This window comes from Thalassotalea sediminis, from assembly GCF_030295915.1.
In the GTDB taxonomy this organism is placed as follows: Bacteria; Pseudomonadota; Gammaproteobacteria; order Enterobacterales; family Alteromonadaceae; genus Thalassotalea_C; species Thalassotalea_C sediminis.
The window spans coordinates 899,118-925,976 of record NZ_AP027361.1 but is presented as its reverse complement, the minus strand read 5'-3'; the positions used below and the strand labels follow the sequence as shown (position 1 = coordinate 925,976).

Sequence of the window (26,859 nt, the reverse complement as noted above, 5' to 3'; positions counted from 1 at the left end):
GAGTCAACAATGAAAATATTAAATATGGATGAATTAAAAGCTGTAAATGGTGGCGGCCTTATGAGAGATATTGGTTATGAAATTGGCAGTGGATTAGCCGGTGAATGGGGCAAAGAGTTAGGTAATTGGCTCTATGAGGTAACACATTAAAGAGTGACCATGAAACCAGCGAATAACCCGCTGGTTTCAAACTCAAGGAAGAAAATATGACAAAGATATTAAAAAAAAGCCCTATTGCGAGAATTATTACACTACTCATTCTTTCGCAGATCATAGCAGGATTGATACTTATTCCTTTTTTTAGTCTAAATATTATTAATTCCGACGAATTTAATATAGAAACTACAGACATTGAGTTAATGTCATTTATTTTGCTACTACAAGCTGCCGCTAATATATTTTTAATTTACCAAATGCAAACAAGCTATGATAAGCAACCTTTTAAACAGCTAGGCTTTGTTGGTGAAGACTTATTTAAAAAGCTGAACCTTGGGTTAGGCTGTGGCATTTTATCAATATTCATTGTTTATCTTGCATTGTTACTTTCAGATCTTATTAAAACATCTACAGCTACTGTTAATTTATACCATTTTACTTTGTACTTTGGGCTTTTCTTAATTGTTGCCATTAATGAAGAAGTTCTCATAAGAGGTTATATTTTAAAGAACTTGTTAAGTTCACTACCTAGATATATATCGATAACAATTTCTGCTTTCATTTTTATGTTGCTTCACTCTGGAAATAGTGACATTTCATTAATCAGTTTTATGAACTTATTACTAGTAGGTATATTTTTAGGATTATATTATGCCTACTTCAAAGATCTATGGTTCCCAATCGGCTTCCATTTCACATGGAACTTTACGCAAGGGGCAATGTTAGGCTTTCCTGTCAGTGGACTTCCTGTTGAAGGATTATTGGTACAAGAACTCACAGGTAGTTCAGTATTAACGGGTGGAAGTTTTGGCTTAGAAGGCTCTTATCTTGTTATGGCGATTTTAGTATTACTATGTGGCATCATTTGGCATATCAATCGCAGTCTTAACGAAAATAACGTTAACAATACACTTGTGTAGTTAGCAGAATAAGAAATCACGATTAATACCGTGATTTCTTATTTAAAGTCATTATTCAGCAGGTAGCACGAGTGCTTCCACAAAACCAAAACCAATTCTCGCTGCGCCAGGCTTTTCACACCAACCTTTCATGATCACGTTATCACCATCTTCAAGAAAAGTACGTTGTTCACCATTAGGCAGTGTAATAGGTTCAGAACCAGCATTTGACAGTTCAAGCATTGAACCAGCTTCTTCAGGGTTTGGTCCTGACTGAGTGCCAGAGCCGAACATATCACCGGCACGCAAATTACAGCCATTGACAGTATGATGCGCAACCATTTGGTTTACAGTCCAATAAGAGTCATTAAAATTAGATTGAGAAAGTTGTGTTGGCGCTTGTTTTTCAGCACGCATTTTTTCTGTTTCTAACAATACTTGCAGCTGAATATCATAGGCACCTGACTCTCTATTATGAGCTGACTCTAAATAATCCATTGGCTGTGGATCATTTTCATCACGCGTCCACGCAGTGCGGTAAGGTGCAAGTGCTTCAGTTGTAACAATCCAAGGAGATATTGTAGATGCAAAACTTTTTGATAAAAATGGCCCTAAAGGTTGATATTCCCAACCTTGAATGTCACGTGCTGACCAATCATTAAACAGGCACAGACCAAATACATGATCTTCCGCGTTATCGATACTAATTGGCTCGCCTAGCACATTACCTTTACCAACAAAAATACCAACTTCAAGTTCATAATCTAGACGTTTACATGGGCCAAAACTTGGCTCAGTTGCCGTTGGTGCCTTAGTTTGGCCTTTAGGTCGTTTAAAGCTGCTTCCTGAAATTTCGATAGAAGATGAACGGCCATGGTAGCCAATAGGTACCCATTTATAGTTTGGCAGTAATGGATTATCTGGACGGAATTTTTTACCAACAGATGTAGCATGGTGAATCGACGTGTAAAAATCTGTGTAATCTCCAATATTACACGGTAACGCATACTCCACATCAGACATAGCAACAAGACAAGCACTCAATGCATTTTGTTGTGCAGAGCCTTCAGATAATGCCTCTGAAAGCGCCTTACGTAGCTCGCTCCAGGCAGTTTTACCCATTGCCATAAATTCATTAAGTTGAGGTTGTGCACATGCTGCAACCGCATCAGAAGCAACACCACTAAAAAGATCGGCTTCTTTAACTGCTGCTAAATCTACTACTTGATCACCAATAGCAACACCGCCACGGAATGACTCGTCACTTCCCTTACGACGAAAGACAGCAAAAGGTAAATTTTGAATAGGGAAATCACATCCCGCTTGGTTCGCAGTACTTACCCAGCTTGAAAGAGAAGGATCATGAGTTGCGTTTAAATTAACTTGAGACGACATTAAAACACTCCATAGGTCAGCGTGTTACCAACAATTAACACACAATAAATTTTTGCGTCATTATAACAGTGCATTATGTAAACGCTACGCACTTGGCAAACGACTATAATCTTACTGGCAACTTTATTTTGCACACATAAGTTTACACTCCCTAAAATATCGTAAATGTACTTTCAAATATTAAATAAATAGTTATTGAAAAAGATTGATAGCCACTTACCTCTTCATTATTAGGCAAAAAAGGCAAGAATGCGCTATACATAAATTAACATCTCGATGATTTTTAATACTATGGCACTTTCTTTTTTATCACATGCAAAGCCCAATGAATTAATGCCTTGGCGCGTGCTAATTGTTGACGATGAAGAAGACATTCATCACGTAACAAAAATGGCATTAAAACGCTTTGAGCTTGATGGGCGTAAGTTGTCATTTTTACATGCCTACTCTGCTGCTGAGGCACAAAAAATATTAGAAAAAGAACAAAATATCGCATTAATATTTCTTGATGTTGTCATGGAAACCGATGATGCAGGTTTAACACTGACGAAATGGATAAGAAAAACACTTAAAAACAAGTTTTCAAGAATCGTTTTGCGAACGGGACAACCAGGACAAGCACCTGAAGAGCAAGTAATTGTTGAGTTTGATATAAACGATTATAAAGAAAAAACCGAACTTGATAGAAAAAAGCTATTTACAACCGTTTTTTCAGCGTTAAGAGCTTACCGCGATATTATCGAAGTTGATAAAGCCCGTATTTATCAGGAACTTTACCGTACAGGCTTAGAGCGCGTAATTGAATCCACAGGAAATGTACTAGAACAGCGTTCATTAACTGAATTTTTCAGCGGTTTACTGCAGCAAATTATGTCGTTACTACAAATAGAACAAGAAAGTATGTTGCTGCAAGTTAAAGGGTTGGGGGCAATTTATAGTGAAAATGACTTTCAAGTGCTTGCCCAAATCTCTGGTAACAATGTAGACAAAGAACTCAAAAAACAGGCATTTAAGTATTTAAACCTAGCCATAGAAGAAAAGTGCAGTATTTTTCAAGACGATGTTTTGGTTGGGTATTTTCCAAGTAATACAGAAAAGGTCAGCCTACTCTATTTAAAGGGAATAAATGCATTAACCGAGATAGATGCCAAATTACTCGAAATATTTTCAGGCAATGTCAGTTTGGCATTTGACAATTTATTACTTAACCGTGAAATCGTAGAAACACAAGAAGAACTGATTTACCGACTCGGTGACGTAGTGGAATCTCGGTCAAATGAGGCAGGTAATCATATCAGGCGTATGGCAGAAGTATCTTTTATGCTAGCCATCAAATTAGGCATGGATGAAGAACAAGCTGAGTTGCTAAAACAAGCCGCACCAATGCATGACATTGGAAAAATATCGACGCCAGATCGTATTTTATTAAAGCCAGGTAAACTGACTGAGTCAGAAATGGAAGAGATGAAACGTCATCCTGTAATTGGTGAAAATATTCTACATGGTTCAACACGCCCTATTCTTCAAGCAGCAGCGATTATTGCAGCACAACATCACGAAAAATATGACGGTACAGGCTACCCAAAAGGCTTAGTAGCGGAAGAAATTCACATCTTTGCACGTATCGTTGCTGTGGCTGATGTATTCGACGCGCTAACACATAAACGGTGTTACAAAGAGGCTTGGCCGATGGATAAAGTACAAACATTTCTTCATGAAGCCGCAGGCACACATTTAGATCCGAAAATCGTTTCAATTATGCTAGACAACATCGCACTAGCAGAAGATATTAATCAACAATATCAAGACATTTAGCTCACTAATGAAATGGGCCTAATATGAACATCAATTAGCTAAAAAATCCTCACGGAATATATCACGTTTTATGTTAATTATTGAGCAAATCCGACGGCCCCATATGTGCCAATTGCAGACGCACAGGCTAACTCATTTTTGCCACGAAACGTGTTTTAGTGACGCTTTGTTGTGCAGATGAGTTAGCCTAAATCAAAATTAATTAGAAAAGTTATTCAACATGTCTTCATGGCGATACTCCAAATACTGCATCACCGGAAACTAATTATATCACCCATTACATTTAATGGTGCTCAAATAATAAACAGCCATTGCTTGACATTTTATACTACAGATGTAATATTTTAAATATTACATCTGTAGTATAACTATTATGAAAAAAGATATTGATATTACTGAGGCTGAGCTCCAAGTCATGCAGGTCCTTTGGAAGAAAAACCCATTGACTGCTAAAGCATTACTTATGTTACTTGAAACCGAATGGCATTTAAAAACCCTGAATACGCTACTTAGCCGCTTGGTAAATAAGGGCATCCTCTCATATTCAAAGTCAGGAAGAGAATATCTCTATACGCCAATGGTTGAGCAAGAAAGTTATGCGCAGCAACAAAGTAAGCGTTTTTTACACAAAGTATTCGATGGGCAGTTTTCTCCATTTGTTGCTCATTTTGCGAAGCATGAATCCCTCAAAGAAGATGACATTCAAGCACTTAAACAGTTGATTGATGACTGGGAGAAGGACAATGATTAGTCAAGTTTTCGATATGCTGGTAGCTCTTTCTATTCTGCTCGCTGTGATACTAGCATTGCGCTCCAAAGTGGTAGAATATTTTAGCTCCCGCCAAGCCTATCAACTGTGGTTGGCTATTCCTGTTTGTTTACTCGGAGCATGGCTTCCTAACAATGCTAAAACCCAGTTACCAGTTAATCAGATGCCGTTTTATACGGTAACGAATAGCGAAGTGATGATTTCCAATCAACAAGTATTGTCAGATTATTTATTTATCGTTTATTTAATCGGACTATCGGCAGGATTACTGGCGTTGTTGTATAGTGGACTAATGCAACGAAACGTTGTTCATCAATCACTTAATCAGGTCAACCACAAACTAATGGATACAGTGGCGTTACCAGTATACGAGAGTGAGAAGGTTTATTCACCCGCACTTTTCGGTCTAATAAAACCAGCTATTCTTATCCCGAAAGCCTTCTTTGAGCAATTTACCCGTAGCCAGCAACAAGCAATTATCCAGCATGAGCTTTATCACCATAGTCGAAAAGACATTTTATGGAATCTGATTGCAGTCAGTATTGTGATAGTTTTTTGGTTTCATCCAATGGTCTGGATTGGATATAGGGCATTCCGTCAAGATCAGGAACTTTCATGCGATGAAGCGGTGCTTGAAGATAAGTCAACAACGTCTAAACAAGATTACGCAAGAGCACTAATACAAATTCACTCTCAATCTACAGCAGTACCTTTACAACTTTACTTTGGACAACAAGGAAATGAGACAATGGTAAAAGAACGACTAATGAACATAAAAAAAACGAGCCGCTACAGTAAACTATTTACGTTTATAGCTGCAATTTTCATCACAGTAATATCCACAACCCAACTAAAGGCTGAAGTTAGTAAGAAAGACAAAATTCTCTCCGGTGAGCCAGCAAAAATGGAACAACCGATAGTTCGCGTAAATCCGACATATCCCGCTGAAGCAGCCGATAATGGAATTGAAGGATGGGTAATTCTCGAATTCGGGGTGACGCCAAATGGAACGGTTGATAATATTCGAGTAATTGAATCACATCCAGACGATGTATTTGATAAGGAAGCAAAAAAAGCGCTAGCGAAGTGGCGATACATGGCAAAAGATAGAAAGCAACAGGTTAATACCGTACAGCTTTCGTTTAAGTTGTAGTCATAAAGTCGAAACTGACAGTTGCCAATTGAAAAACGGGTAACTGTCTGATCAAGTCTGGACCATTACAACTAAAGCTCAATTAGTTTTTTTAATTATCAAATGACTGCTTCATTGGTAACAAGCTCAAAAATATTCTAAATCGCATATGACGAGTATCTAGCTAGAACCAGCTTCAGCTATACGTACTCAACTGACCTAAGCTTCAAGTTAGGATTTGTCTATAAGGGTATTAAAACGAGCGTCCGTTGAACGCTCATAGGTGAAGTGCAGGAGAGTACCCGCTGAAGAATAAGCGCCACCAACAATTTAATAACCTTGCAGGTGGCACATGTAATTACAAGTAACCGATACTACTCTATGTATTAATTGCCTGTAAATTCATCAAACGCCTGAAGCGCATCTGCTGCATACATTAATGATGGACCACCGCCCATGTAAATTGCCATCGCAAGAGTTTCTTCGACTTCTTCTCGTGTCGCACCTAAATCAACAAGCGCTTTAGCATGAAAACCAATGCAACCGTCACAACGGGTTGATACACCTATCGCAAGCGCGATTAACTCTTTGGTTTTCTTATCTAACGTACCTTCAGCCGTTGCCGCTTTAGCCATCGCAGAAAAACCCTTCATTGTTTCTGAAATACTCGGGCGAAGTTGTTTTAAGTTTGATGATAATGCATCAGTAATATCTTTATATGATTTAGTCATTTAAAATTCCTATTTAAGTGAAATTAGATTCGAAAGATCTGTTTTTTAAAATTGTGACTAGCATCTATTTGGTTATTGCTACCGATAAATAGGTTATCCTCTACTTGAAAACATGATTTATTTTCAGCAGGTAAAACTTGTAGCTCAATATGCCCAAGTAGAATAATTTGATGTTCGCTTAACTGTTCAAATTGCCCCACACTATCAGAGGATTGTAGCTCAAGTTTAGAAAGTGCTGCTGCATTGCCCGCAACAACTCCACCACACTTGTTTTGAATAAGTTCTATTACTACTGGATCATCTGGCCGTTCAGTTAAAAGAATCCAATCGAGACGAACATTTAATGATTGCACCTCGTTGATTAATTCATTAGCTTGTATTTCTGTTAAATGATTATTCATAACCAGTGCCGCACACTCACATGCTCGATTGGTAATTAAATAACTGAGAAGATTACTACGTCCGTTAATCGCTTTCATTTCAATCGGGGTTATTTTAATAAAGGACGTCATTAGGCCAGCCCATGTTCAATTATCGACTTATACTCCCATACATTTTTTTCAAGGGAAATAAGGCTGTCTACTTGTAAATCTGATGGAATCACGTGGCTAGCAACAATTAGTTTCTTAGTCTGCTTTAATTTATTGATAATAATCACAATTTCTTTAACGTTAGCCTCATCAAGGGCCTCAAATGGTTCATCGAGTAAGATAAAAGATTGGTGACTTAATAACGCACGGGCTAAACCTAACCGCTTTAATTCACCTCCTGATAAAACTCTGCCGCCAGTCCCTACCCACTCACCTAAATTTGATAAATACCCTAACCCTACACTAGATAAGCACTCGACAAGCAATGCGTCAGAAGCTTTTTCATTAGCGATCAGTAAGTTCTGTCTTAATGTGCCCGATAGACAGTAAGGGTGTTGCTCTATATAAGCAATATCACTAATTATTGAATTACTTGCTATCTCTTCATGGTTAATCCATTTTTTGCCAATGTGAGGTAGCAAACCTGCCATTGCCATCATGAAGCGACTTTTACCACTACCAGATGCCCCCGTTAATAATGTTAAGCTTGGCTCTGTTACTTTAACGTTCACAGTATTTTGTTTTGCCGTTGCAACATTAAAATCAGTTAACTGCAAAGTGGTAATTTTTTCATTGTTGCGGACACTAAGCTCATATTTAAGCGCTGACAAATTAGCTTTGCTGGTTAAATAATCCTGTAATCTATCTTGAGTATAAAATACACGGCCAAACCAATCAGTAGCGGCCAAAAATGCCATAGGTAAAACTAAATACAATGGTGTAATGATATATAAATCAACCAGATTATTGGTTTGACTCAAAAGCAACACCACACACAACAAACTACCGAATAACAGCAAGCTAAATGCCTTTTCAATCTGATGTTTATTGTTGGTATCAATATTATAAAACGATGAACAATCTGGTGACTGAGATGAATACATCATATGCCAGATTTGAGCCGAATCGATGTGATGTTCAATATCTGATTCTAACCTTGCTCTATCAGCTAACTTCAACTTGGCTGTACTTATACCTGAGAACATTAACCAGCTATAAACTCCTAAGCTCCATATTACAAAGCCAAACCAAGTTAAAGAAAAGCTAGGCATAAAGAGCAATACCAAGGCACTAATAAGCAACATTGATAGTATTGCACTAGCATTTTGATGTACCCAGCCAACCCAAACGGATGCTAAGTCTTGGCTTTGATAATGAAGTTTATCGGTTTCTAGTGCACGTAAATTCTCAGGTTGGCCGTCTAAGTTTTTAAATATTGTAAGGCGTAATTTTGCCAGCTTATTTAATAACTGATGATGAGATAACCACATTTCACCGTAACCACTACTAATGCGTAATAAGGCAAAGGCTCGAATAGCGACAGCAGGCAATACATAATTGAAGCTAGGCCCTGCTACTGCACTAGCCGCAATAAACCAAGAAGCAACCAATAAAATAGTTAAGCCTGCTCCCCCATGAATTAATGCCAAAATTAAAGATAAAAAAGGGTTACGCATCAGCAATAACTCCCTGCACCTTTTCTTGGCCTATATGCTTATTGTTAATCACGCCATCAGTTATTTGCCAAATTTGCTCAAACCATTCATTTGGCAACCGTTTATGTGAAGCCCAAATAACAGTTTTTTCTTTTGTTAATTGATAAATTAGCAGCGATAACTTTTGGTGCTGCTCTTCAGGTAAATGTGCAGTAGGCTCATCTAGTAAAATCACCTCCGCTGATTGCAGTAACACGCGAGCTAACATTAGCCTTTGTAGCTCGCCTCCCGAAAGAGGCGGATGTTCACCAAGCTGAGTGTCTATTCCTTGAGGTAAGCTGTGAATCACTCTATCAAGTGAAACTCCTTGTAAAACATGCCAAAGCTTATCATCACTAACAGGATGACCTAACGATAAATTTTCTCGAACCGACGACGGTAAAATAACTGGCGATTGTCCTAATAACACACATTTACTCGTTAGTTGATGGCTAGCATCAGTTAATCCCATTAACGCTTGTAAAAAAACTGACTTACCGGCGCCAGATCGTCCTTGTAAATGTATGTGTTGCTTTGGTTTTATATGAAGCATTGGCGCAGTTAACTTGGGGTTATGAACTTGAAAGTTAAGCCAGTCAATACCAGTAAATTCCTCTGATGAACTGACAGGTTTTGTTTGTAAAGACAAAGAACTAAACATAGGCTCTAGCGTTTCCCACGCAGCTTCAGCCTGTGCTTTTTGGTGATATAAGCGGCCTAAATTCTTTAATTCTGAAAATAATAACGGCGCAAGTAATAAAAGAAATAATCCTTGGCTAAATACTATTTCAGGTCCAAAGCTTAACTCACCGAGTAAACTAAAACCGATATAAACCGCGACTAAAGCCATTGAAATGGTGGCAAAGAAATCCAGAACAGTTGTTGATAAAAATGCAACACTCACTACATTCATGGTTTGTTTATTTACCAAGTTACTTGCCGTATCAAGCAGCTGACTTTGATTATGGTGTTGGTTAAAGGTCGTGATGGTTGTCAGCGCTTTCAACCTATCAATAAAAATCCCTCCTAACCTTTCTAAACTAATGAAGTGCTTTCGGTGGATGTTAGCAGCGCCATGGCCCACTAAGATCATAAATACAGGCACTAAAGGCAAAGTCACTATTAAAATAAGAGCCACAAACCAGTTCACCGCAAAAACCATTACCAACGCAAGTATTGGGACTAGTACGGATAGGTATTTTTGCGTCACATACTGGCTAATGTATGCAGCAACAGCAGGTATATGTTGTAAAAATATTTGCTGCCATTGAAAGCTAGAATGTTGTTGTGCTAACGCATGTTGTTGCTCACTAAGGCTTTTTTGCACTTTTCGTTCTATATTCAATTTTATTTTTCTATCAAGTGAAATCTCCTTGTGTTGAGAGATATGTCGACCAACCAACCAACAAAAAGCACTGACCACAAATAAATTAAACTGTGTCGCTGAATAGCTGGATTGCTCAACAATAAGCATGTGCATCATCTGAGCGAATAACCAGAAGCAAATAATTTGGGCAATAAAATAGCTAGATTTTATCAATACAAGCTTGACTAACTCCTGACGGTATTCTGCCTGATATTGTTTTAGCCCTTTTAATGCTTGTATTTGAGATGCTTCTGGTTGATTCATGGCGCTAATCGCTCTCTCTATCCATGTCTTCTGTCGCTTCAAGCCACATCGCATTAATAATGCCGAACGAACAAGCAAGCAACACACCTAAAATCCAAGTGAAATACCACATTATTATGTTCTCCTTAATAGATAGCGTGAGACTGATTTAAGTCACTTTGTTTAATGCGGCCGCGCATCACCCAAAAACCATAAGCGGTATAACTTAAAACGATAGGAACGAAAATACAGGCGACATAAAACATAATTTCTAATGTTTTATAACTCGATGTTGCATCCCAAACTGTTAAGCTCGCGGCCGGTAGAGAGCTTGACGGCATAAGAAATGGGAACATTGAAAAGCCCGCCGTTAAAATAACCCCTGTCATAGTTAAAGCACTGGCTACAAACGCTAAGCCACCTTTATTGAGTTTGGAGAAAACAGCACAAGCCAATGCCGATACAATACCGACAAAAGGCGCGATCATCATCCATGGATAGCGAACATAGTTTTGTAACCAAGCGCCGGCTTGAACTTCAACTTGCTTCGCCATGGGATTACTTGTTGCGAGCGTATCAATCGTTGAGGTGATCACATAACCCTCAACTCCAATAGCTAGGTAAATACCTGCCAATACAAATAGTGCTGCGGTAGCAATAGAAAGGACAAATGACACCATTCTTGCTCTCGTATGCAATACACCAACGGTTTTCAACTGAAGCCAAGTCGCGCCATGATTAAGGATCATAGCGATAGATACTAACCCTGCTAATATCGCGAACGGATTTAATAGTTCGAAGAAACTACCGGTATAAATCGGTTTTAAGCGGTCATCAAATTCAAATGGCACGCCTAGTAACAAGTTACCAAAAGCAACACCAAAGATAAGCGCAGGAATAATACCGCCTGCGAATAACGCCCAATCCCAGCTCTTTCGCCACGTGGCATTAGGCAATTTACTACGATAATCAAAACCTAATGGACGCATCCAAAGGGCAATCAAAGTTAAAGCTAAGGCAACATAAAATCCTGAAAATGCCGTTGCATAGATAATAGGCCAAGCGGCAAATATTGCACCGCCAGCAGTAATAAACCAGACCTGGTTACCATCCCAGTGCGGTCCAATCGTATTGATCATCACACGACGATCTTGGTCCGTTTTACCGACTAATGTTAATAAGGCACCAACACCTAAATCAAATCCATCAGTAATGGCAAATCCAATCAACAACACACCTATGAGTACCCACCAGACGACCCTTAACACTTCATAATCAATCATGCTTCTACTCCTTTGGCGTTATATGATTCAAGCAGTTCAGCTTCTCGCTGTTCTTGCAGAGCTTGTTCGCGTGCAATTTCAGTTGGTCCTTTACGCGCAAACTTTTGCATTAAATAAAACGCGATAATAAACATAACCGTATAAAAACCGTTGTAACCAATAAGCGTTAACATGATCTCACCCTCTGTCAGATTTGAGACTGCGGTGTGAACAGGTAGTACTTCTGCAATAGACCAAGGCTGACGACCATATTCAGCAACAAACCAACCTGCTTCAGAAGCAATCCAGGGCAACGGTAAGCCCCATAGCGACATTTTAAGCAACCATTTAGGCTTAGTAATTTGATGTTTTGTTGAATAATAAAAGGCAAAAGCAAAAACAAACAACATAACAAAGCCACAAAACACCATAATTCTAAAGCTCCAAAATAGCGGTGCTACAGGCGGAATAGAGTAATCTACCGCCTGTTCAATCGCACTAGCAGATGGCGTGGTTATGTCGTCGGTAAAAGGCTCAAGTAACATGGCGTACCCCATATCACCTTTATGTTGTTCAAATTGCGCTAATTGCTGCTCAGTCGCCGTACCATTTCGTACAGGCTGAAGTACCTTGTAAGCTTCAACGCCAGATAAAATTCGCTCTCTATTTTTTATTTCGTGCTCTTTTAACCCCATAACTTCCTCAGTGGTAGAGCCTGTCGCGATAATCCCCATTAACCAAGGAATTCTCACGGCATAATCCACTTCTCGCGTTTCATCATTTGGCAAACCAAATAAAGTAAACGGTGCTGGCGCAGGATGAGTGTCATATTCCGCTTCAATAGCCGCAAGCTTCACTTTTTGAACATCACCAAGCTCATAGCCACTTTCATCACCTAAAACAATCACTGACAATACAGACGCTAAACCAAAGCTTGCAGCAATCGCAAATGAACGCCTAGCAAAGGCAATCTCTTTATTCTTAAGAAGGTAATAACTTGAAATAGCCAATACAAACATGGCGCCTGTAACATAACCAGCAGAAACCGTATGAACAAACTTAACCTGAGCAACTGGGCTGAATATCACTTCTGCAAAGTTGGTCATTTCCATCCGCATCGATTCAACATTAAATTCGGCTCCTACCGGGTATTGCATCCAGCCATTAGCGACTAATATCCAAAGTGCAGAAAAATTTGAGCCTAACGCTACCAGCCAGGTGGCGCACAAATGCTTAACCCTTGACATTTTGTCCCAGCCAAAGAAGAACAAGCCGACAAACGTAGACTCAAGAAAAAAGGCCATTAATCCTTCAATGGCCAGCGGAGCACCAAAAATATCACCCACATAATGTGAGTAATAAGACCAATTCATACCAAATTGAAACTCCATGGTGAGACCAGTTGCCACTCCAATCGCAAAATTGATACCGAACAACTTGCCCCAGAACTTGGTCATTTGTTTGTAAATTTCTTTGCCTGTCATCACATATACAGATTCCATTATTGCCAGTAAAAAACTGAGCCCTAGCGTTAAAGGAACAAATATAAAGTGAAACATAGCGGTTAATGCGAACTGTAGTCTAGACAGTTCGACCACTGCTTCATTCATGATATATCTCCATATTTTTAGGAATTGTTTTAATAATTAGTTAATTGGTTCTTGAGTTTTCTGATCGTTAAGTGCTTTTTGAATGACAAAAGCGCCTCGAATATCACCGAGAGAAAAGCCTGTCGCCTGATCATGGGGATATAAGCGATTAATGGTTGCTTGTAATGTTGGGTCTATAGACTTGCCATGGCAATTCAAGCAAAGCTTGCCAGTTGGAATGGCTTTTACCATTAGAAATGTATTGTTATCGCGCTCTATAAACGCCAAGTCTGTTACAGGCTTACCCGCAGCTTTTTGCTGTTCAAACTTTTCAAGTACAGATTTTTGCCAAGGCGCAGGCTTATTCTCAAGGTTTCTTGGTTTAAGACTAGTTCTAGATACCTGCCAACCATCTGTTGAAAGGCTCTTAGCTATTTCAGGTGCTTGCTTATGGCATATCTCCACTCCAGCGCCAAGACCTCCTGTTTTAACTGCTGACGTTAAACTGCCTTTTAAGGTTTTGGCAAACACTTGAATTTTTTGCTTAGCTTCTTCTAGTTGCAATTCAGAAGCTGTTGCCGAAAAACCTAGTACCAAAAATAGCGAAATTGACAATATTGATTTGAATGATGGCATAAATATCCATGAAATTTATTGTGTTATTCAAACTAATATCAAGATTTATTTCAAGTTGCAGCAACACTGTAACCAGTTGTAATCGTTAAACTTAAATTAAATAAAAGAAAAGAAACCTATTAACCAGTAAAATTTTGTGCCATATTTGACACAGAGTAACGCCATATTTGTCAAAGAAGCCTTATGCAGCATTCAATTATTCAGTCAACAATCAATGCCATTGAAAAACCTGTGATCTTTTTAGATTTAAATTATCGTATTCGAGCAGTTAACAAAGCGTATGAAGATTTATATACCAAAAAGGTGATTGTCGGGAAAAGTCGCTGTCATGAAATATCTCACAATAGCAAAAACCCTTGTGATCAGCATGGTGAAGATTGCCCTATAAAAACCTGTATGCAATCCCAAAAAGCAACTAGTGTCGTGCATATTCACCAAACAGAACAAGGTAAACAGTTTTGTGATATTTTGATGCGTCCGGTCAAAAATGAACATGGCAAAATCATCGGTTTTTTAGAGATTTTAGAACAAATCAACTTTGCTAGTGCTGAGCTCGCGAAAGATAAAATGATCGGCGAAAGCGAGCCATTCAAACATATGCTAAAACAGATCAACCGCGCTGCTAAATCTGACATAGCAGTATTACTGCAAGGCGAAACAGGCACTGGGAAAGAGCTCGTGGCAAAGGCACTACATGAAGGCAGCCATCGTAATGAAAAACCTTTTGTCATTATCGAATGTACCGGGTTGAATGAAACTTTGTTTGAATCTGAATTATTTGGCCATGAAAAAGGCGCTTTTACAGGTGCGACACACACTAAAAAAGGTCTAATAGAAATCGCTCACGGCGGTACAGTATTTTTTGATGAAATAGGTGATGTACCGCTAAATATGCAGGTAAAACTATTACGCCTTTTAGAAACGCGTAGCTTTCGCTCTGTTGGCGGCTTAAAACAGAAAAAGGCTGACTTTAGGTTTTTGTCAGCTTCGCATAAAAATCTAAAAGAACTGATGGAAAAAGGGTTATTTAGAGAAGACTTATATTACCGAATAGCAGGTTTTCCAATTTACTTACCACCATTAAGAGAACGGAAAGTAGACATTAAATCACTGGTAATTTACTTTTTAAATCATTCTGAATATAAAAATAAAACCTACAGTGACAAAGCACTATTGGCTCTTGAGCAGTATAACTTTCCTGGAAATATTAGAGAATTAAGAAATATTATCGAACAATCGGTTTTATTGTCTGATGAAGATACTGTCTGTGTTGAAGATTTACCTCCATATATACAAGAAACTAGTTTCACTCAATTACCAGATATAGTTGAAGAAAATACAAACTTAATGACCTTAGAGACTGCGGAAAAAAAATACTTAGCAGAAGTAACAAATACTTTTGAAGGTAATATTGAAGACTTAGCTACTCAGCTAAATGTAAGTGTCAGAACACTTTACCGTAAGCTGAATAAGTACCAATTAAAATTATGAGCGGAACACCCAGCAGCTAACTTTAACAAACGTCCGTAGTTCGATCATAACAGTGAGTTAGGTTAAGTCTATACAGCCAAACTCTAAAATTAAATTTAAGCGACTGCACCTAAAGCGACTTGGGTAGGCTAATAAGATATGCGAGCCCCTTACCTAGTTCACTTTTAACTTTGATTTTACCATTGAGCGATTGGACGAGATTATAAATTAAATGTGTTCCAAGACCACTGCCACCTTCTCCACGTTTAGTGGTAAAAAAGGGCTCAAATAAACAATCGACTTGCTCAGATGTTAAGCCTTTTCCATCATCTGCATAATGTAAATTTATTACCTTGGGCTTATCTTGAACGCTGATCTTAATACGACCATGCTCTTTGTCTTCAAATCCATGAATAAGTGAATTTAAAATCAAGTTGCTTAATATTTGCGATAGTGCACCTGCATTGGTAGTAATATTAATATTATCTGGACAATCTATGATAACTTCATGCTTAACACGTTTTAATTTTGGTTTTAAAGACAATAAAATTTCGCCAAGATAATTTTTAATATTGATATCTCTAGATTTATTTGAGGATTGATCAACAGCGACTTGCTTGAAGCTTTTCACCAATAAAGCGCCACGATTAGTATTGGTCTCTAGAATCTTTAAACCTTGCTCCAATTCATCAAAAAATTCCACTAAGTCATCTTCAGACAACGTCTGTTGCTCGTAACTGTGCTTAATATACTTAAATTCTTCCATTAAGTGGCTAACCCCTGTAACGCAAATACCTAATGGTGTATTTATTTCATGTGCAATACCCGCAACTAACCCCCCAAGCGACGCCATCTTCTCTCTTTGCACTAACTCTTGTCGTGTTTTCTTTAAATTATCTATCGTCGAAGTTAACTGTTTATTCTTTTGTTCTAACAGCCTATGTTGCTCAGCTAAACGTTGCTGAGCATGGCGTCTCTGGGTCTCATTAACATTGCTTTCTATCGCACTAGCGATTTGATTTGCGACAAAATCGAGTACTTTTAATTCGTGCTCATTGTAGTGGACAGCAGTTTTATAGGTCTGCGCGACAATCACACCATGAAAAGTATCACCTGTGATCATCGGTGCACCAATCCAACTGGTAAAATCAGTAGAACCTAATACTTCTTTAATTTCACCTTGTTCAATCAATGCTGCGATTCGTTGTTGGTTCAATAACTGTGGCTGTCTAGTTTTTACCACAAAAGATGTCAAACCTTGCCCTAAAGGCAGTATTTCACCGGTTAAGTCTTTGTCACCAGAGTCTTTTTCATCAACAAAATAAACAATTTGAATATGTTGCTCTTCTTCATTTAACAAGGCAATAAAAAAGTTTGTAGCGTCTATTACTTCATTTACAATGCGATGTACCTGTTGATACAAACTATCAAGCTCTAGTTCGCCATGTGAGATTGAGGCAATTTGAAATAATGCATGTTGAAGCTTTTCACTATAGGTAAGATCGACAAGCTCTCGCTCTAGTTCTTCGTAGCTTGGCTTGGCATGTTTTTCTTTCAACCCTAGATCTCTTTATCACAACTATAATCTTTAATAATAGTCGAAAAATAAAAATAGATATTTAGCTAAAGCTCAAAGTCTCCAAAATCAAGATCATCTTTATTCTCTACAATTTTTTTTGAAGGGGGATCAAATAGTGAAGGTTGAGGTATTTCTTGTGGAGTGTCTTTCTCTTTAGCCTTAAGTTGGCCATCTTTACGCTTTTTACGCTGAATACAACGTTTGATAACTTTCTGCTTGTCATCAGAGGTTAAATTTATCCAATGTTGTCTCTCGTCACGAGTACGCATACAGCCCAGGCAATAGCCTTTCTCATCCGACTGACAGATGCCCACACATGGACTTGGCACATCAAAAAATTCTAACTGCATAAATTACGCTAACAAAGAGTCTATAGGCTAACTATAACCTATAGACCTTATAAACTAAACTATCGACTATGCGAGCTTATCACTAGCGATATGATAATCGGGATCTTCAATCACATTGACTTCAACTAAATCACCCGCTTTTTCAAGTAGCTCTAAACACTCATTGCTTAAGTGTCGTAAGTGTATCGTTTTACCTTTAGCGATATAACGCTCAGCTAACGTATCAATAGCTTCAATTGCGGAATGATCTGCAACGCGAGAGTTTTTGAATTCAATCACAACATCATCACTATCATCTTCTATTGAAAACTGCTCTAAAAAGCTAGATACCGAACCAAAAAATAAAGGGCCATTAACTTCATAAACGGTCGAACCTTTATCATCTTTATAACGATTTACAATAACGTGTTTAGCGTGTTCCCAAGCAAACACAAGTGCTGACACAATAACACCAACAACAACCGCTATTGCTAAATCAGTTGCAACCGTAACGCCCGATACAAGCACAATCACGAAGGCGTCAGCTTTAGGCACCTTACGCATGATACGAAAACTAGACCATTCAAACGTACCAATAACCACAATAAACATAACGCCTACTAATGCTGCGAGCGGTATTTGTTCGATCAACCCTGAGGCAAACATGATAAAAAAGAGTAAGCCTAAGGCTGCGGTAATACCAGAAGCCCGACCACGACCACCTGAATTAACATTGATCATAGACTGCCCTATCATTGCACAGCCCCCCATACCACCAAAAAAGCCATTGACAGTATTTGACATACCTTGGGCAACACATTCTTTGTTACCACGTCCACGTGTACCAGTTAATTCATCGATCAAGGTTAATGTTAATAAAGACTCAATTAAACCAATCGCAGCAAGAACTAATGCGAAAGGAAATATAATACGAAGCGTTTCAAAGTTTAACGGCACCTGTGGTACAGAAAATGACGGGAGCCCACCAGCAATTGATGCAGTAGGGTCATTGGTCATATCACGTAAATAATCAACGACCGTACGCGCATCTAAATCTAAACTTTGTGCTAACACAGTTACCACAATAATCGCGACAAGTGACGAAGGAATGGCCTTAGTTAACTTTGGAAGAAAATGAATTATCGCCATAGTAAGTGCGATCAACCCAAGCATTGTTGTTAACTGATTCCCTTGCATCCAAACAAAAATACCTTCCTCATTTGCAACTTTAAATTGACCAAGCTGTGCTAAGAAAATAACAATTGCCAAGCCATTTACAAAACCGAGCATTACGGGATGCGGCACTAACCGTATAAACTTACCTAACCTAAAAATACCAGCCAATATTTGCAATATACCTGTTAATACAACGCAAGCGAATAGGTACTCCACGCCATGCAAGGCAACAAGGCTTACCATGACTACCGCCATCGCACCCGTTGCTCCAGATATCATTCCAGGACGACCACCAAAAATAGAGGTGATAAGGCCAACCATAAAGGCCGCATATAATCCCACTAATGGGTCAACGCCTGCAACAAAGGCAAAGGCAACAGCTTCTGGTACCAATGCCAAAGCAACAGTGAGTCCAGACAATACATCATTCTTTAAATTGCCAACTTTACTGGCTTTTAGTTCAAACATGAGTTTCCCGTATGTGTGTATAAGGCATGCCAGCTATTGGCAAAAATAACAAAAAACGCCGCGTACTCTCTATAAAGCTTAGAAGAAAAAATGGAAATGAGAGGGTTAGCGTTAAAAACGCGCGGGAATACTATAGATTTGTAGGTCGAAAGTCAATAAACGCTGTTTTTTTCATCAAAAATGACAGCGCTTATCTTATTGATATTTATTATAATATTATTGAAGATTTTCTCGTTCTAATAAAAACTCTTTAATCTCATCGCGTGAACCAAGAATATGCTGTTTCATTAAAGCAACCGCTTTTTCAATGTTGCGGGATTTGCAAAGCGCTAATAATTCATTATGCTCAGATTCGGCTTTAGAAATACCACCAGCCCATAACAAATGCATACGAATATAACGATCTGCATTTTTATTTAATGTATTAACAATCTCTTGCGTTTGCGGGCGATTAGCACCTGAATACAAACAGTTATGATAATCAGAGTTTAACTCACTCCAGGTATTCGCAGCATTTTCTTTGCCTAATGCTTTATCCAATTTACTTAATAGTTCTGTTGCCTGTGCTAACGCGTCTTCACTTAAATTTGGAATTGATGCGGCTAATAATTCAGACTCCAACATTGCACGCAATTCAAACAGCTCATCAACTTGGTCAATATTCAACTCAGTTGCGGTTGCTCCTTTATGTGGTTCAAAAGCAACAAGACCTTCAGCCTCCAGCTGCAATAAAGCTTCTCTGATAGGAATTCGGCTTACGTTTAACTCGTCTGCTAACGCTGCTTGGCGTAGCGGTTGACCAGCTTTAATTTCGCCATTTAGAATTTTCTCCCTCAAGGTTTCAACAACCAATTGGGTACGTGTTTTGTAAACTATGCTCATAAAAGTGTTCCTACTTAAGATGCGACCATTATAAGCATTTGTGCGTTAAAAAAAAGGAGCTATTTCAAATAGCTCCTTTACAAAGGGGAACATTTACTCTCTTAAGAGCTCAGGTAATAATGCGTGAGGCATGTTCTGATAACATATTGGACGTTGAAAGCGTTTAATCGCTTCTGACCCTACAGACGTTGTTCGAACGTCTGTTGACGCTGGAAATGGTCCACCATGATTCATCGACGCACATACTTCAACACCGGTTGGCATTTGGTTGTAGATAACACGACCGACTTTATGTACTAAACGTGCAACGATAGACTGACTTAAAGGTAAATCAGCATCATTAGCGTGAACACTCGCAGTTAAGTTACCTTTCATTAACTGAATAAACGCTAGCATTTCATCTAAATTAGCAACACGTACAACTAACGCGGATGCACCAAAAACTTCTTCACTCAACGCAGGTGTCTTTTTGAACGTCTCAAAGTCAGTTGCAAAAACAGCTGCAGAACAAAAATGCGCTTTACTTGGCTGCCCTTGCGCTAATAATGAAACCTTAGGTAAAGACTGCCAATGCTCTATAGTTTCTTTATAATCATGTGCAATAGAAGGCGTTAACATAACCCCAGCCTGCGTGTCACTTATCGCGTTAATAACAGCAGCCTCAAACTCTTCACTTCCTTCACCATCGATATAAACCCAAATACCAGGACTTGTACAAAACTGTCCTTGACCCATCATTAATGATGCAACCAATGCTTGCGCTGTTTCACTTGCTTGATTAGCTAATTTACTAGGTAAAATAAATTGTGGATTTATACTGCCAAGTTCGCCATAAAAAGGGATTGGCTCAGGGCGTTCATTAATCTGCTTTTGCAAAATCATCCCAACGCGTTCAGAACCAGTGAAACCAACAGCTTTGACTAATGGATGTGTCACTACTTGTGTAGCAATGCCATAGTTTTTGCCTTGCAATAGTGAAAAAACACCAGGATGCAATTCACATTTACTGATCGCACGACTGATCGCTTGTGCGACTAATTCGGCAGTGCCAGGATGTGCCGCATGCGCTTTCATCACAACAGGACAACCAGCAGCCAATGCTGATGCGGTATCTCCACCAGCAGTTGAAAACGCTAAAGGAAAATTACTTGCGGCAAAAACACCGACAACGCCTAACGGCAAATACCCTAAACGAGTATCTGGCTTTGGTAATGGTTGACGGTTTGCATCAGCATGGTCAATGACACCTTGATATTCTCCTGACTCAAGTAAATCAGCAAACAATCCAAGTTGGCCTACAGTTCGTCCACGCTCCCCTTCTATTCGCATCACAGGCAACCCTGTCTCAGCAGTTGCCATATCGACAAGTTCATCACCAAGAGCGATGATTTCTTCACCAATAGTTCTTAAAAACTGTGCTCGTTTTTTAGCTGATATTAAATGATAACTGTCAAAAGCTTGATTCGCTTGTAAGATAGCTGTTTCTACTTCTTGCTCCGTCGCATCAGCAAATCTGACACCCATGGGTTTATTTTCTACAGCATTTATTGCAGTAAAACCACCTTCTGTATCACCAGACCATTCACCAGCGATGAGATTTTTTCCTGAAATAGACATTTTTGCCTCACTTTCGTTTTTAAAATAAATTACTTAACCGTAAAACCTAAGGCGTATGGATCATCATCGTCTATAGTAATACAGTTCTTGCCAAATACTTTGGCCCAACCTTGTATGCTTGGTTTAATTGCGGTTATTTTACCTTGCGGGGTATCTAATATAACCGTATCTTCGATATGGCCAATAAACTGGCTCCCTATATAACTTTCGTGTGTATAATCGTCGCCAATAGCCAGTTTTCCTCTAGCAAACAGTTGCGCCATACGAGCACTTGTGCCTGTGCCACAAGGCGAACGATCTATGGCTTTATCACCATAAAATACGGCATTCGCACCATCAGAATTTTCATTTTGTGGCGTACCCGTCCATAACACATGACTAACGCCGTTAACGGTTGGATCTTCTGGATGTTGACAGTTTACCGTTTCACTTGCGATTGCTCTTACAATTGGACTCCAACGCAATATTTCGGCCGCACTCCAAACATCTATACCTGGAAAATGTTGTTGAGGCTCGACAATGACGTAATAGTTTCCACCATAAGAAATATCAACGTTAAGCTCACCTAAACCGGGAATATTTAAGGTAATATTTTGATATGCTAGATAGGCAGCCACATTGTAAACTTTTACAAATGTAACCTTATTATCCTGCATGCCATATTCAACATTTATTTGGCCTGCAGGTACGTCTATGACCAATTTTCCTGGCGTTTTAGGCGATAACAGGCCAGCCTCAATGGCTGCTGTAACAGCACCTATGGTGCCATGGCCACACATGGGTAAACAGCCAGATGTTTCAATAAATAAAATGGATGCATCGGCATTATCACTACATGGGGGATATAAAAATGCCCCAGACATCATGTCATGACCGCGAGGTTCAAACATTAAGCCTTGTCTGATCCAATCATGCTCCGCTAAAAAGCTCTGACGCTTTTCACTCATAGACTCCCCCTTTAAATTAGGGTGTCCACTGGTAACTAAGCGAACAGGATTACCGCACGTGTGTGCGTCAATACAAAAAAAGGTGCCTTTGTTCATTAAAGTCCTAAACTAAAACAAGACTAACAAAGCGAGGCATACCTCGCTTATATCAATCGTTAACTTATTAGATATTATGTCGCGTTAATCTAAATTGAACTTACTTAAATCAATACGTGTTGCCATTGCCTCATTAAATAACCTTTCTACACGCAGGCGCTCTTCCCCCGTTAAAGGCATTCTTGGTGCACGCGTAACTTCACTACCTCTACCTGCTAACTGTTCACAAAATTTAATACATTGGACAAGCGTAGGAATGGTATCCAAGCGCAATAAAGGTAAGAACCAACGCCAAATTTCTAATGCTTCTTGATAACGACCTTGTTCAGCGAGCTTAAAAATAGCAACTGACTCTTGTGGAAATACATTTGTTAGTCCTGAAATCCAACCTGTACAGCCAAGCATTAGGCTTTCTAAGGCAATATCATCAACACCACCAAAAACGATAAAGCGATCGCCAAAGGCCGCGTATAACTCAGAAATACGACGAGTATCTTCGGTAGCCTCTTTAATAGAAACAATATTTGCTTCATTAGCAAGTACCTTCATACCTTCAATTGAAACATCGACGCCATAGGTTACGGGATTATTATAAATCATGATCGGTAACTGGCAGTTACGTGCTATTTGTTGATAGTGATGGATAGCTTCTGCTTCTGTTGAACGGTATACCATACCAGGCAGAACCATAAGCCCATCAATACCGATTTCTTCACACATTTGTGAATATTCAATTGCAAACTGCGTTGTCGTTTCTGCAACACCAGAGATTACAGGTACACGTCCGGCAACAACGTCGATAATCGCCTTTAATACTGCTTGCTTTTCTTCTCTTGTATGAGAACAATTTTCACCTACAGTTCCTAAGGCAATTATACCGTCAACACCTTCTTTTATTAACGAATCAACCATTGCTTGCGTTGCTGCAAAGTTAATTGAAAAGTCATCATTGTATTGCGTTGTAACCGCTGGATATACACCACGCCAATTAATATTCATCATCTATATCTACCACTTTGTTATGAGAAACTAGCTTTCAATATTATTCGCTAGAATTAATATCGCATATTGTATACAATAAATCACATTAGACAAGTATAATGTATAAAAAAGTTATTCAGAGTAAATTATTCAAGATTAAGTTATTTCACATCAATAACTTAAAAAATTTAGTAATGTGACCTACATCGATTAGACGTAGTAGCAACATTTTTTTCTTGAGTAAACGTATCTTTTCTACAAATAACGAAGAGTTTTAACACAATGAATACGAGATTAATTAGGTGAATTGTTTTTTAAAGGTAAAGGTAAAAGTAAAATGACAAATGATAACGCGGTAAGCGTTGCGATTATCGGTGCCGGTATTATTGGTATAAACAGTGCCATTGAGTTACAAGAACGCGGTTATCACGTCACCGTTTTTGATAACCGAGCCATTGGCGAAGGGTGTTCCAAGGCAAACGCTGGACATTTTGCTACCGAACAAGTTTTTCCGTTAGCAGAACTTTCCTTACTTTGGCAACTGCCAAAGATGCTATTAAGTCCATTAGGACCTGTCGCTATATCGCCAAAATACCTACCAAAGGCGCTCCCTTGGTTTATTAAATTTATCTGCAACATGGTAAATAAAAAACGTAAACAGAACACAAGTGCCCTACGTACACTAAATGAAAGAGCAATTGCTAGTTATAAATCACTACTGTCCAAAGCAAACGCGACGGATCTTTTCGTGCAACAAGGTAGTTTACTCGTTTTTGAAAATACCCCAGTTGAAGAGATTAAGCGTTGCCAGCAAACTTATGTAGCAGAAAATATAGCGGTAGACTTACTCGATAAAGCACAAATAAAACAACTTGAACCTGGTTTATCCGACAATATAAATTACGCGTTATATTTCAAAAACGTCGCTCATACATTAAATCCTTTAGCCTTAAGCCAATCACTATTTGCCTATGCACAGTCATTAGGTGTTGTTTTTAAGCAACAAGACATCAAGGCTATCAATCATTTTGAGCAAGGAACTAGCGTCATTACACAATATGAAACGTTATGCTTTGATAAAATAGTAGTCGCCGCGGGGGCATGGTCTAAGAAATTTACTCACGCACTTGGCTATTACCTGCCACTTGAAAGCGAACGTGGTTATAGTCTCGATTTACCCAAAACAACAGCAGCAACATTTAATCGCCCTATTGCCTCTGCAGAGCGAAAATTTATTATCACGCCAATGACACATGGATTAAGGCTTGCGGGCACTGTTGAGTTTGCAGGACTAACCGAGAAAAAAAATAAAAAGCGTATCGATATGCTTTACAACAATGCTACTCACATCATCAATAATATGGTTAAAAAAGAGCAAATAGATGCAGAAGGCTGGCTCGGCTTTAGGCCATCATTACCAGATTCATTGCCTGTAATATGCAAAGCACCTGATCATGATAATATTGTGTTTGCATTTGGACATCAGCATTTAGGCCTAACATTAGGCGCGATTACGGGAAAACTCGTTGGGCAAATATTAGATGGTGAAAAAACAGAGGTTGATCTATCCCCTTTTTGTATCAGCCGATTTAATCATTAATACACAACAAGAACACATTTAAGGCTTTTAGCCTGCTAATGTGTTCTTTTCTGCGATAGGCACTTTTACTTGAAAACTACAGCCTTTCTCAGTGTCTAAGCACTTTATTGTGCCACCCAGCTTTGCCGTAACAAGGTTATAAACAATGTTCATTCCTAACCCAGAGCCCCCTTGACCTCGTTTAGTAGTCACGAAAGGATCAAAAATACGTTTTCTTATATCTGCCGATAACCCTTTACCGTCATCGCTATATAACAAAGTTAAGAAGCCATTTTTTTCTACAAATTCAATGGATATTTCACCCTTGTCTCGATCTTCAAAACCATGCACATGAGAGTTCGTAAGGAAGTTGGTTAAAATCTGGTTCCATGCACTTGGATAAGTCACCAGCTTTAAATGCTCATCAACTGATAAATTAATGGTGTAATGTTTTCTCTTAAAGAGTGTTTTAACCGTATTTACAACATCGTGAACATGCTGTGCTAAGTTTATTTCTAATTCAGGATCTGTGTGCTGTTCAACCGCAACTGACTTAAACCCTCTAATCAATTCAACCGACTTGTTTAGACTACGTTCGATAATCTCTTGATACTCAACAAGTAAAGAAAGCGTATTAGTCAGTTGAGACTTTGTTAAGTTTTCATTCTCAACAGCACTATTTAGCTCTATAACCTTTTCTTTTAACGCGGAAATAGATGTAACACATATACCTAAAGGGGTATTAACTTCGTGTGCAACACCTGCCACTAGCTGTCCTAAAGAGGCCATTTTCTCAGACTGCACAAGCTGATCTTTAGCTAAAGTAAGGTCGTCTAAAGATTGTTGCAGTTGTTGATTACTCGCGGCTAATTTCGACGTACGATCATAGACTTTAATTTCAAGTTCACCATTAAGCTTAATCAATGCATTTTCAGCTTCTTCGAGTTTAACAATGTCATTTTTAAGCGCGATCCGCATTTTATTAATCGCATCGGCAAGATCATCAAGCTCATCAGTATTTTCACTGCGATTTTGCAATGTTAAGGGGGTATCTAATGTTTCAGAGTTGATCTGCTGAGAATAGCTCGTTATCTGATAAATGTGCCTTGTAATTACCCAATGAACAATGAACATAATACAAAACGCAACAATAAATGTTTTTATAGACTCAGAAGTCACGATAAAACCGGCTTGCTCACGAATGTTTTGGTAAATATCTTCATAATCTGACGATATTTTAATGACTCCTAAATCGTTTTCACCGTAGAAAATCGGATACTCCACAACTTTCATCGCTTCGACGTTCTCGTCACCATTTTTATAAATTTTGCCGAAACCAGTCGTTATTTCAACAAACTTCACATTAGGTAAATTTACAATACCTTGGATCTGCTGCTGTACAAGAGGCTCATTAAAGTCCCATAGACTTGTTGATATCGACTGAAGGTAACTTGATTCGATATTGTCCATTTGCTGATTTAAACGGACAATATCCTTTTGATAAGCTGAATAAAGTTGTATTGACGTAGACACTAGCGATAACAATGAGCTACATAACAAAATATAAATTAAGACTCTACGGCTTAACCTATTATTAAAAGAAACTGTTGAACTCATTCAAAACTAGCTTTATCAAGCAAACAATAATCTAATTAAAAGCAGCTATATGCTGAATGT

General features: G+C 38.7%; 24 protein-coding genes. 7 read left to right on the top strand and 17 right to left on the bottom strand.

Translation table 11 applies throughout. The features are described from left to right. The first annotated feature begins 9 nt into the window (after positions 1 to 9). Together QUE09_RS04190 and QUE09_RS04185 are read left to right on the top strand one after the other, a co-directional pair. Positions 10 to 150 carry a bacteriocin gene (locus QUE09_RS04190; RefSeq protein WP_286234958.1) on the top strand — a complete coding sequence of 47 codons (141 nt, stop codon included), beginning with the start codon at positions 10 to 12 and terminating at the stop codon, positions 148 to 150. A gap of 56 nt (positions 151 to 206) precedes the next feature. Next, positions 207 to 1,076 carry a CPBP family intramembrane glutamic endopeptidase gene (locus QUE09_RS04185; protein ID WP_286234957.1) on the top strand — a complete coding sequence of 290 codons (870 nt, stop codon included), beginning with the start codon at positions 207 to 209 and terminating at the stop codon, positions 1,074 to 1,076. A 51-nt stretch (positions 1,077 to 1,127) separates the two neighbouring features. On the opposite strand, the gene fahA is transcribed toward QUE09_RS04185, so the two are convergent. Next, positions 1,128 to 2,450, bottom strand: coding sequence for a fumarylacetoacetase (gene fahA / locus QUE09_RS04180; RefSeq protein WP_286234956.1), 1,323 nt, complete (start codon positions 2,448 to 2,450; stop codon positions 1,128 to 1,130). A gap of 291 nt (positions 2,451 to 2,741) precedes the next feature. Here fahA and QUE09_RS04175 point away from each other — a divergent pair, with 291 nt between their 5' ends. The 3 genes from QUE09_RS04175 to QUE09_RS04165 all read left to right on the top strand — a co-directional run bounded on the left by QUE09_RS04175 (position 2,742) and on the right by QUE09_RS04165 (position 6,187). Further along, a complete protein-coding gene (locus tag QUE09_RS04175; RefSeq protein ID WP_286234955.1) occupies positions 2,742 to 4,265 on the top strand; it encodes an HD domain-containing phosphohydrolase in 1,524 nt (507 codons plus the stop codon). A gap of 373 nt (positions 4,266 to 4,638) precedes the next feature. Next, positions 4,639 to 5,016: a BlaI/MecI/CopY family transcriptional regulator gene (locus tag QUE09_RS04170; protein ID WP_286234954.1), complete on the top strand. Its 378-nt coding sequence runs from the start codon at positions 4,639 to 4,641 to the stop codon at positions 5,014 to 5,016. A gap of 13 nt (positions 5,017 to 5,029) precedes the next feature. Beyond that, on the top strand, positions 5,030 to 6,187 hold the full coding sequence (locus tag QUE09_RS04165) for a M56 family metallopeptidase (RefSeq protein ID WP_286234953.1): 1,158 nt from the start codon (positions 5,030 to 5,032) through the stop codon (positions 6,185 to 6,187). Between the two features lie 365 nt (positions 6,188 to 6,552). Here the strand turns inward: QUE09_RS04165 and QUE09_RS04160 are convergent, their stop codons facing one another. From QUE09_RS04160 to QUE09_RS04125, 8 genes are read right to left on the bottom strand one after another with little or no spacing between them, the layout of a single operon-like run. After that, positions 6,553 to 6,897: a carboxymuconolactone decarboxylase family protein gene (locus QUE09_RS04160; protein WP_286234952.1), complete on the bottom strand. Its 345-nt coding sequence runs from the start codon at positions 6,895 to 6,897 to the stop codon at positions 6,553 to 6,555. Between the two features lie 23 nt (positions 6,898 to 6,920). Continuing rightward, on the bottom strand, positions 6,921 to 7,409 hold the full coding sequence (locus QUE09_RS04155; RefSeq protein WP_286234951.1) for a hypothetical protein: 489 nt from the start codon (positions 7,407 to 7,409) through the stop codon (positions 6,921 to 6,923). Then, on the bottom strand, positions 7,409 to 8,944 hold the full coding sequence (locus QUE09_RS04150) for an ATP-binding cassette domain-containing protein (protein WP_286234950.1): 1,536 nt from the start codon (positions 8,942 to 8,944) through the stop codon (positions 7,409 to 7,411). Before QUE09_RS04150 ends, QUE09_RS04155 begins: the two co-directional genes overlap by 1 nt. Beyond that, on the bottom strand, positions 8,937 to 10,592 hold the full coding sequence (locus QUE09_RS04145; RefSeq protein ID WP_286234949.1) for an ABC transporter ATP-binding protein/permease: 1,656 nt from the start codon (positions 10,590 to 10,592) through the stop codon (positions 8,937 to 8,939). The genes QUE09_RS04150 and QUE09_RS04145 overlap by 8 nt, the downstream gene beginning before the upstream one ends. A 4-nt stretch (positions 10,593 to 10,596) precedes the next feature. Beyond that, a complete protein-coding gene (cydX, locus tag QUE09_RS04140) occupies positions 10,597 to 10,704 on the bottom strand; it encodes a cytochrome bd-I oxidase subunit CydX (protein WP_286234948.1) in 108 nt (35 codons plus the stop codon). 13 nt (positions 10,705 to 10,717) lie between these two features. Further along, entirely contained in the window at positions 10,718 to 11,854 is a 1,137-nt protein-coding gene (gene cydB, locus QUE09_RS04135) for a cytochrome d ubiquinol oxidase subunit II (protein WP_286234947.1), read from the bottom strand. Next, on the bottom strand, positions 11,851 to 13,443 hold the full coding sequence (locus tag QUE09_RS04130) for a cytochrome ubiquinol oxidase subunit I (protein ID WP_286234946.1): 1,593 nt from the start codon (positions 13,441 to 13,443) through the stop codon (positions 11,851 to 11,853). Before QUE09_RS04130 ends, cydB begins: the two co-directional genes overlap by 4 nt. 36 nt (positions 13,444 to 13,479) lie before the next feature. Beyond that, positions 13,480 to 14,058 carry a Tll0287-like domain-containing protein gene (locus tag QUE09_RS04125; RefSeq protein WP_286234945.1) on the bottom strand — a complete coding sequence of 193 codons (579 nt, stop codon included), beginning with the start codon at positions 14,056 to 14,058 and terminating at the stop codon, positions 13,480 to 13,482. 183 nt (positions 14,059 to 14,241) lie between these two features. On the opposite strand from QUE09_RS04125, the gene QUE09_RS04120 reads away from it, so the two are divergent. Next, positions 14,242 to 15,549, top strand: a complete 1,308-nt coding sequence (locus tag QUE09_RS04120; protein WP_286234944.1) for a sigma-54 interaction domain-containing protein — start codon at positions 14,242 to 14,244, stop codon at positions 15,547 to 15,549. Positions 15,550 to 15,658: 109 nt separating this feature from the next. On the opposite strand, the gene QUE09_RS04115 is transcribed toward QUE09_RS04120, so the two are convergent. The 7 genes from QUE09_RS04115 to QUE09_RS04085 all read right to left on the bottom strand — a co-directional run bounded on the left by QUE09_RS04115 (position 15,659) and on the right by QUE09_RS04085 (position 23,621). Continuing rightward, complete coding sequence (locus tag QUE09_RS04115) at positions 15,659 to 17,086, bottom strand: GAF domain-containing sensor histidine kinase (protein WP_286234943.1); 1,428 nt, start codon at positions 17,084 to 17,086, stop codon at positions 15,659 to 15,661. A 65-nt stretch (positions 17,087 to 17,151) separates the two neighbouring features. Further along, positions 17,152 to 17,457: a DUF1289 domain-containing protein gene (locus QUE09_RS04110; protein WP_286234942.1), complete on the bottom strand. Its 306-nt coding sequence runs from the start codon at positions 17,455 to 17,457 to the stop codon at positions 17,152 to 17,154. 66 nt (positions 17,458 to 17,523) lie between these two features. Continuing rightward, positions 17,524 to 19,080, bottom strand: a complete 1,557-nt coding sequence (locus QUE09_RS04105) for a SulP family inorganic anion transporter (protein ID WP_286234941.1) — start codon at positions 19,078 to 19,080, stop codon at positions 17,524 to 17,526. A 216-nt stretch (positions 19,081 to 19,296) separates the two neighbouring features. Further along, the gene (locus QUE09_RS04100) at positions 19,297 to 19,962 is read right to left on the bottom strand and encodes a GntR family transcriptional regulator (RefSeq protein WP_286234940.1); all 666 of its coding nucleotides are present in this window, start codon (positions 19,960 to 19,962) and stop codon (positions 19,297 to 19,299) included. A gap of 93 nt (positions 19,963 to 20,055) precedes the next feature. Next, positions 20,056 to 21,579 (bottom strand): aldehyde dehydrogenase (NADP(+)), encoded by a 1,524-nt coding sequence (locus QUE09_RS04095; RefSeq protein WP_286234939.1) that lies wholly within the window; start codon positions 21,577 to 21,579, stop codon positions 20,056 to 20,058. 29 nt (positions 21,580 to 21,608) lie between these two features. Beyond that, on the bottom strand, positions 21,609 to 22,622 hold the full coding sequence (locus tag QUE09_RS04090; protein ID WP_286234938.1) for a 4-hydroxyproline epimerase: 1,014 nt from the start codon (positions 22,620 to 22,622) through the stop codon (positions 21,609 to 21,611). 84 nt (positions 22,623 to 22,706) lie between these two features. After that, positions 22,707 to 23,621 (bottom strand): dihydrodipicolinate synthase family protein, encoded by a 915-nt coding sequence (locus tag QUE09_RS04085; protein WP_286235879.1) that lies wholly within the window; start codon positions 23,619 to 23,621, stop codon positions 22,707 to 22,709. A 319-nt stretch (positions 23,622 to 23,940) separates the two neighbouring features. Between QUE09_RS04085 and QUE09_RS04080 the strand changes: the two genes are divergently transcribed. Continuing rightward, positions 23,941 to 25,203: an NAD(P)/FAD-dependent oxidoreductase gene (locus tag QUE09_RS04080; protein ID WP_286234937.1), complete on the top strand. Its 1,263-nt coding sequence runs from the start codon at positions 23,941 to 23,943 to the stop codon at positions 25,201 to 25,203. Positions 25,204 to 25,230: 27 nt separating this feature from the next. Here QUE09_RS04080 and QUE09_RS04075 read toward each other — a convergent pair whose 3' ends face one another. Then, on the bottom strand, positions 25,231 to 26,715 hold the full coding sequence (locus QUE09_RS04075) for an ATP-binding protein (protein ID WP_286234936.1): 1,485 nt from the start codon (positions 26,713 to 26,715) through the stop codon (positions 25,231 to 25,233). Positions 26,716 to 26,859 lie beyond the last annotated feature (144 nt).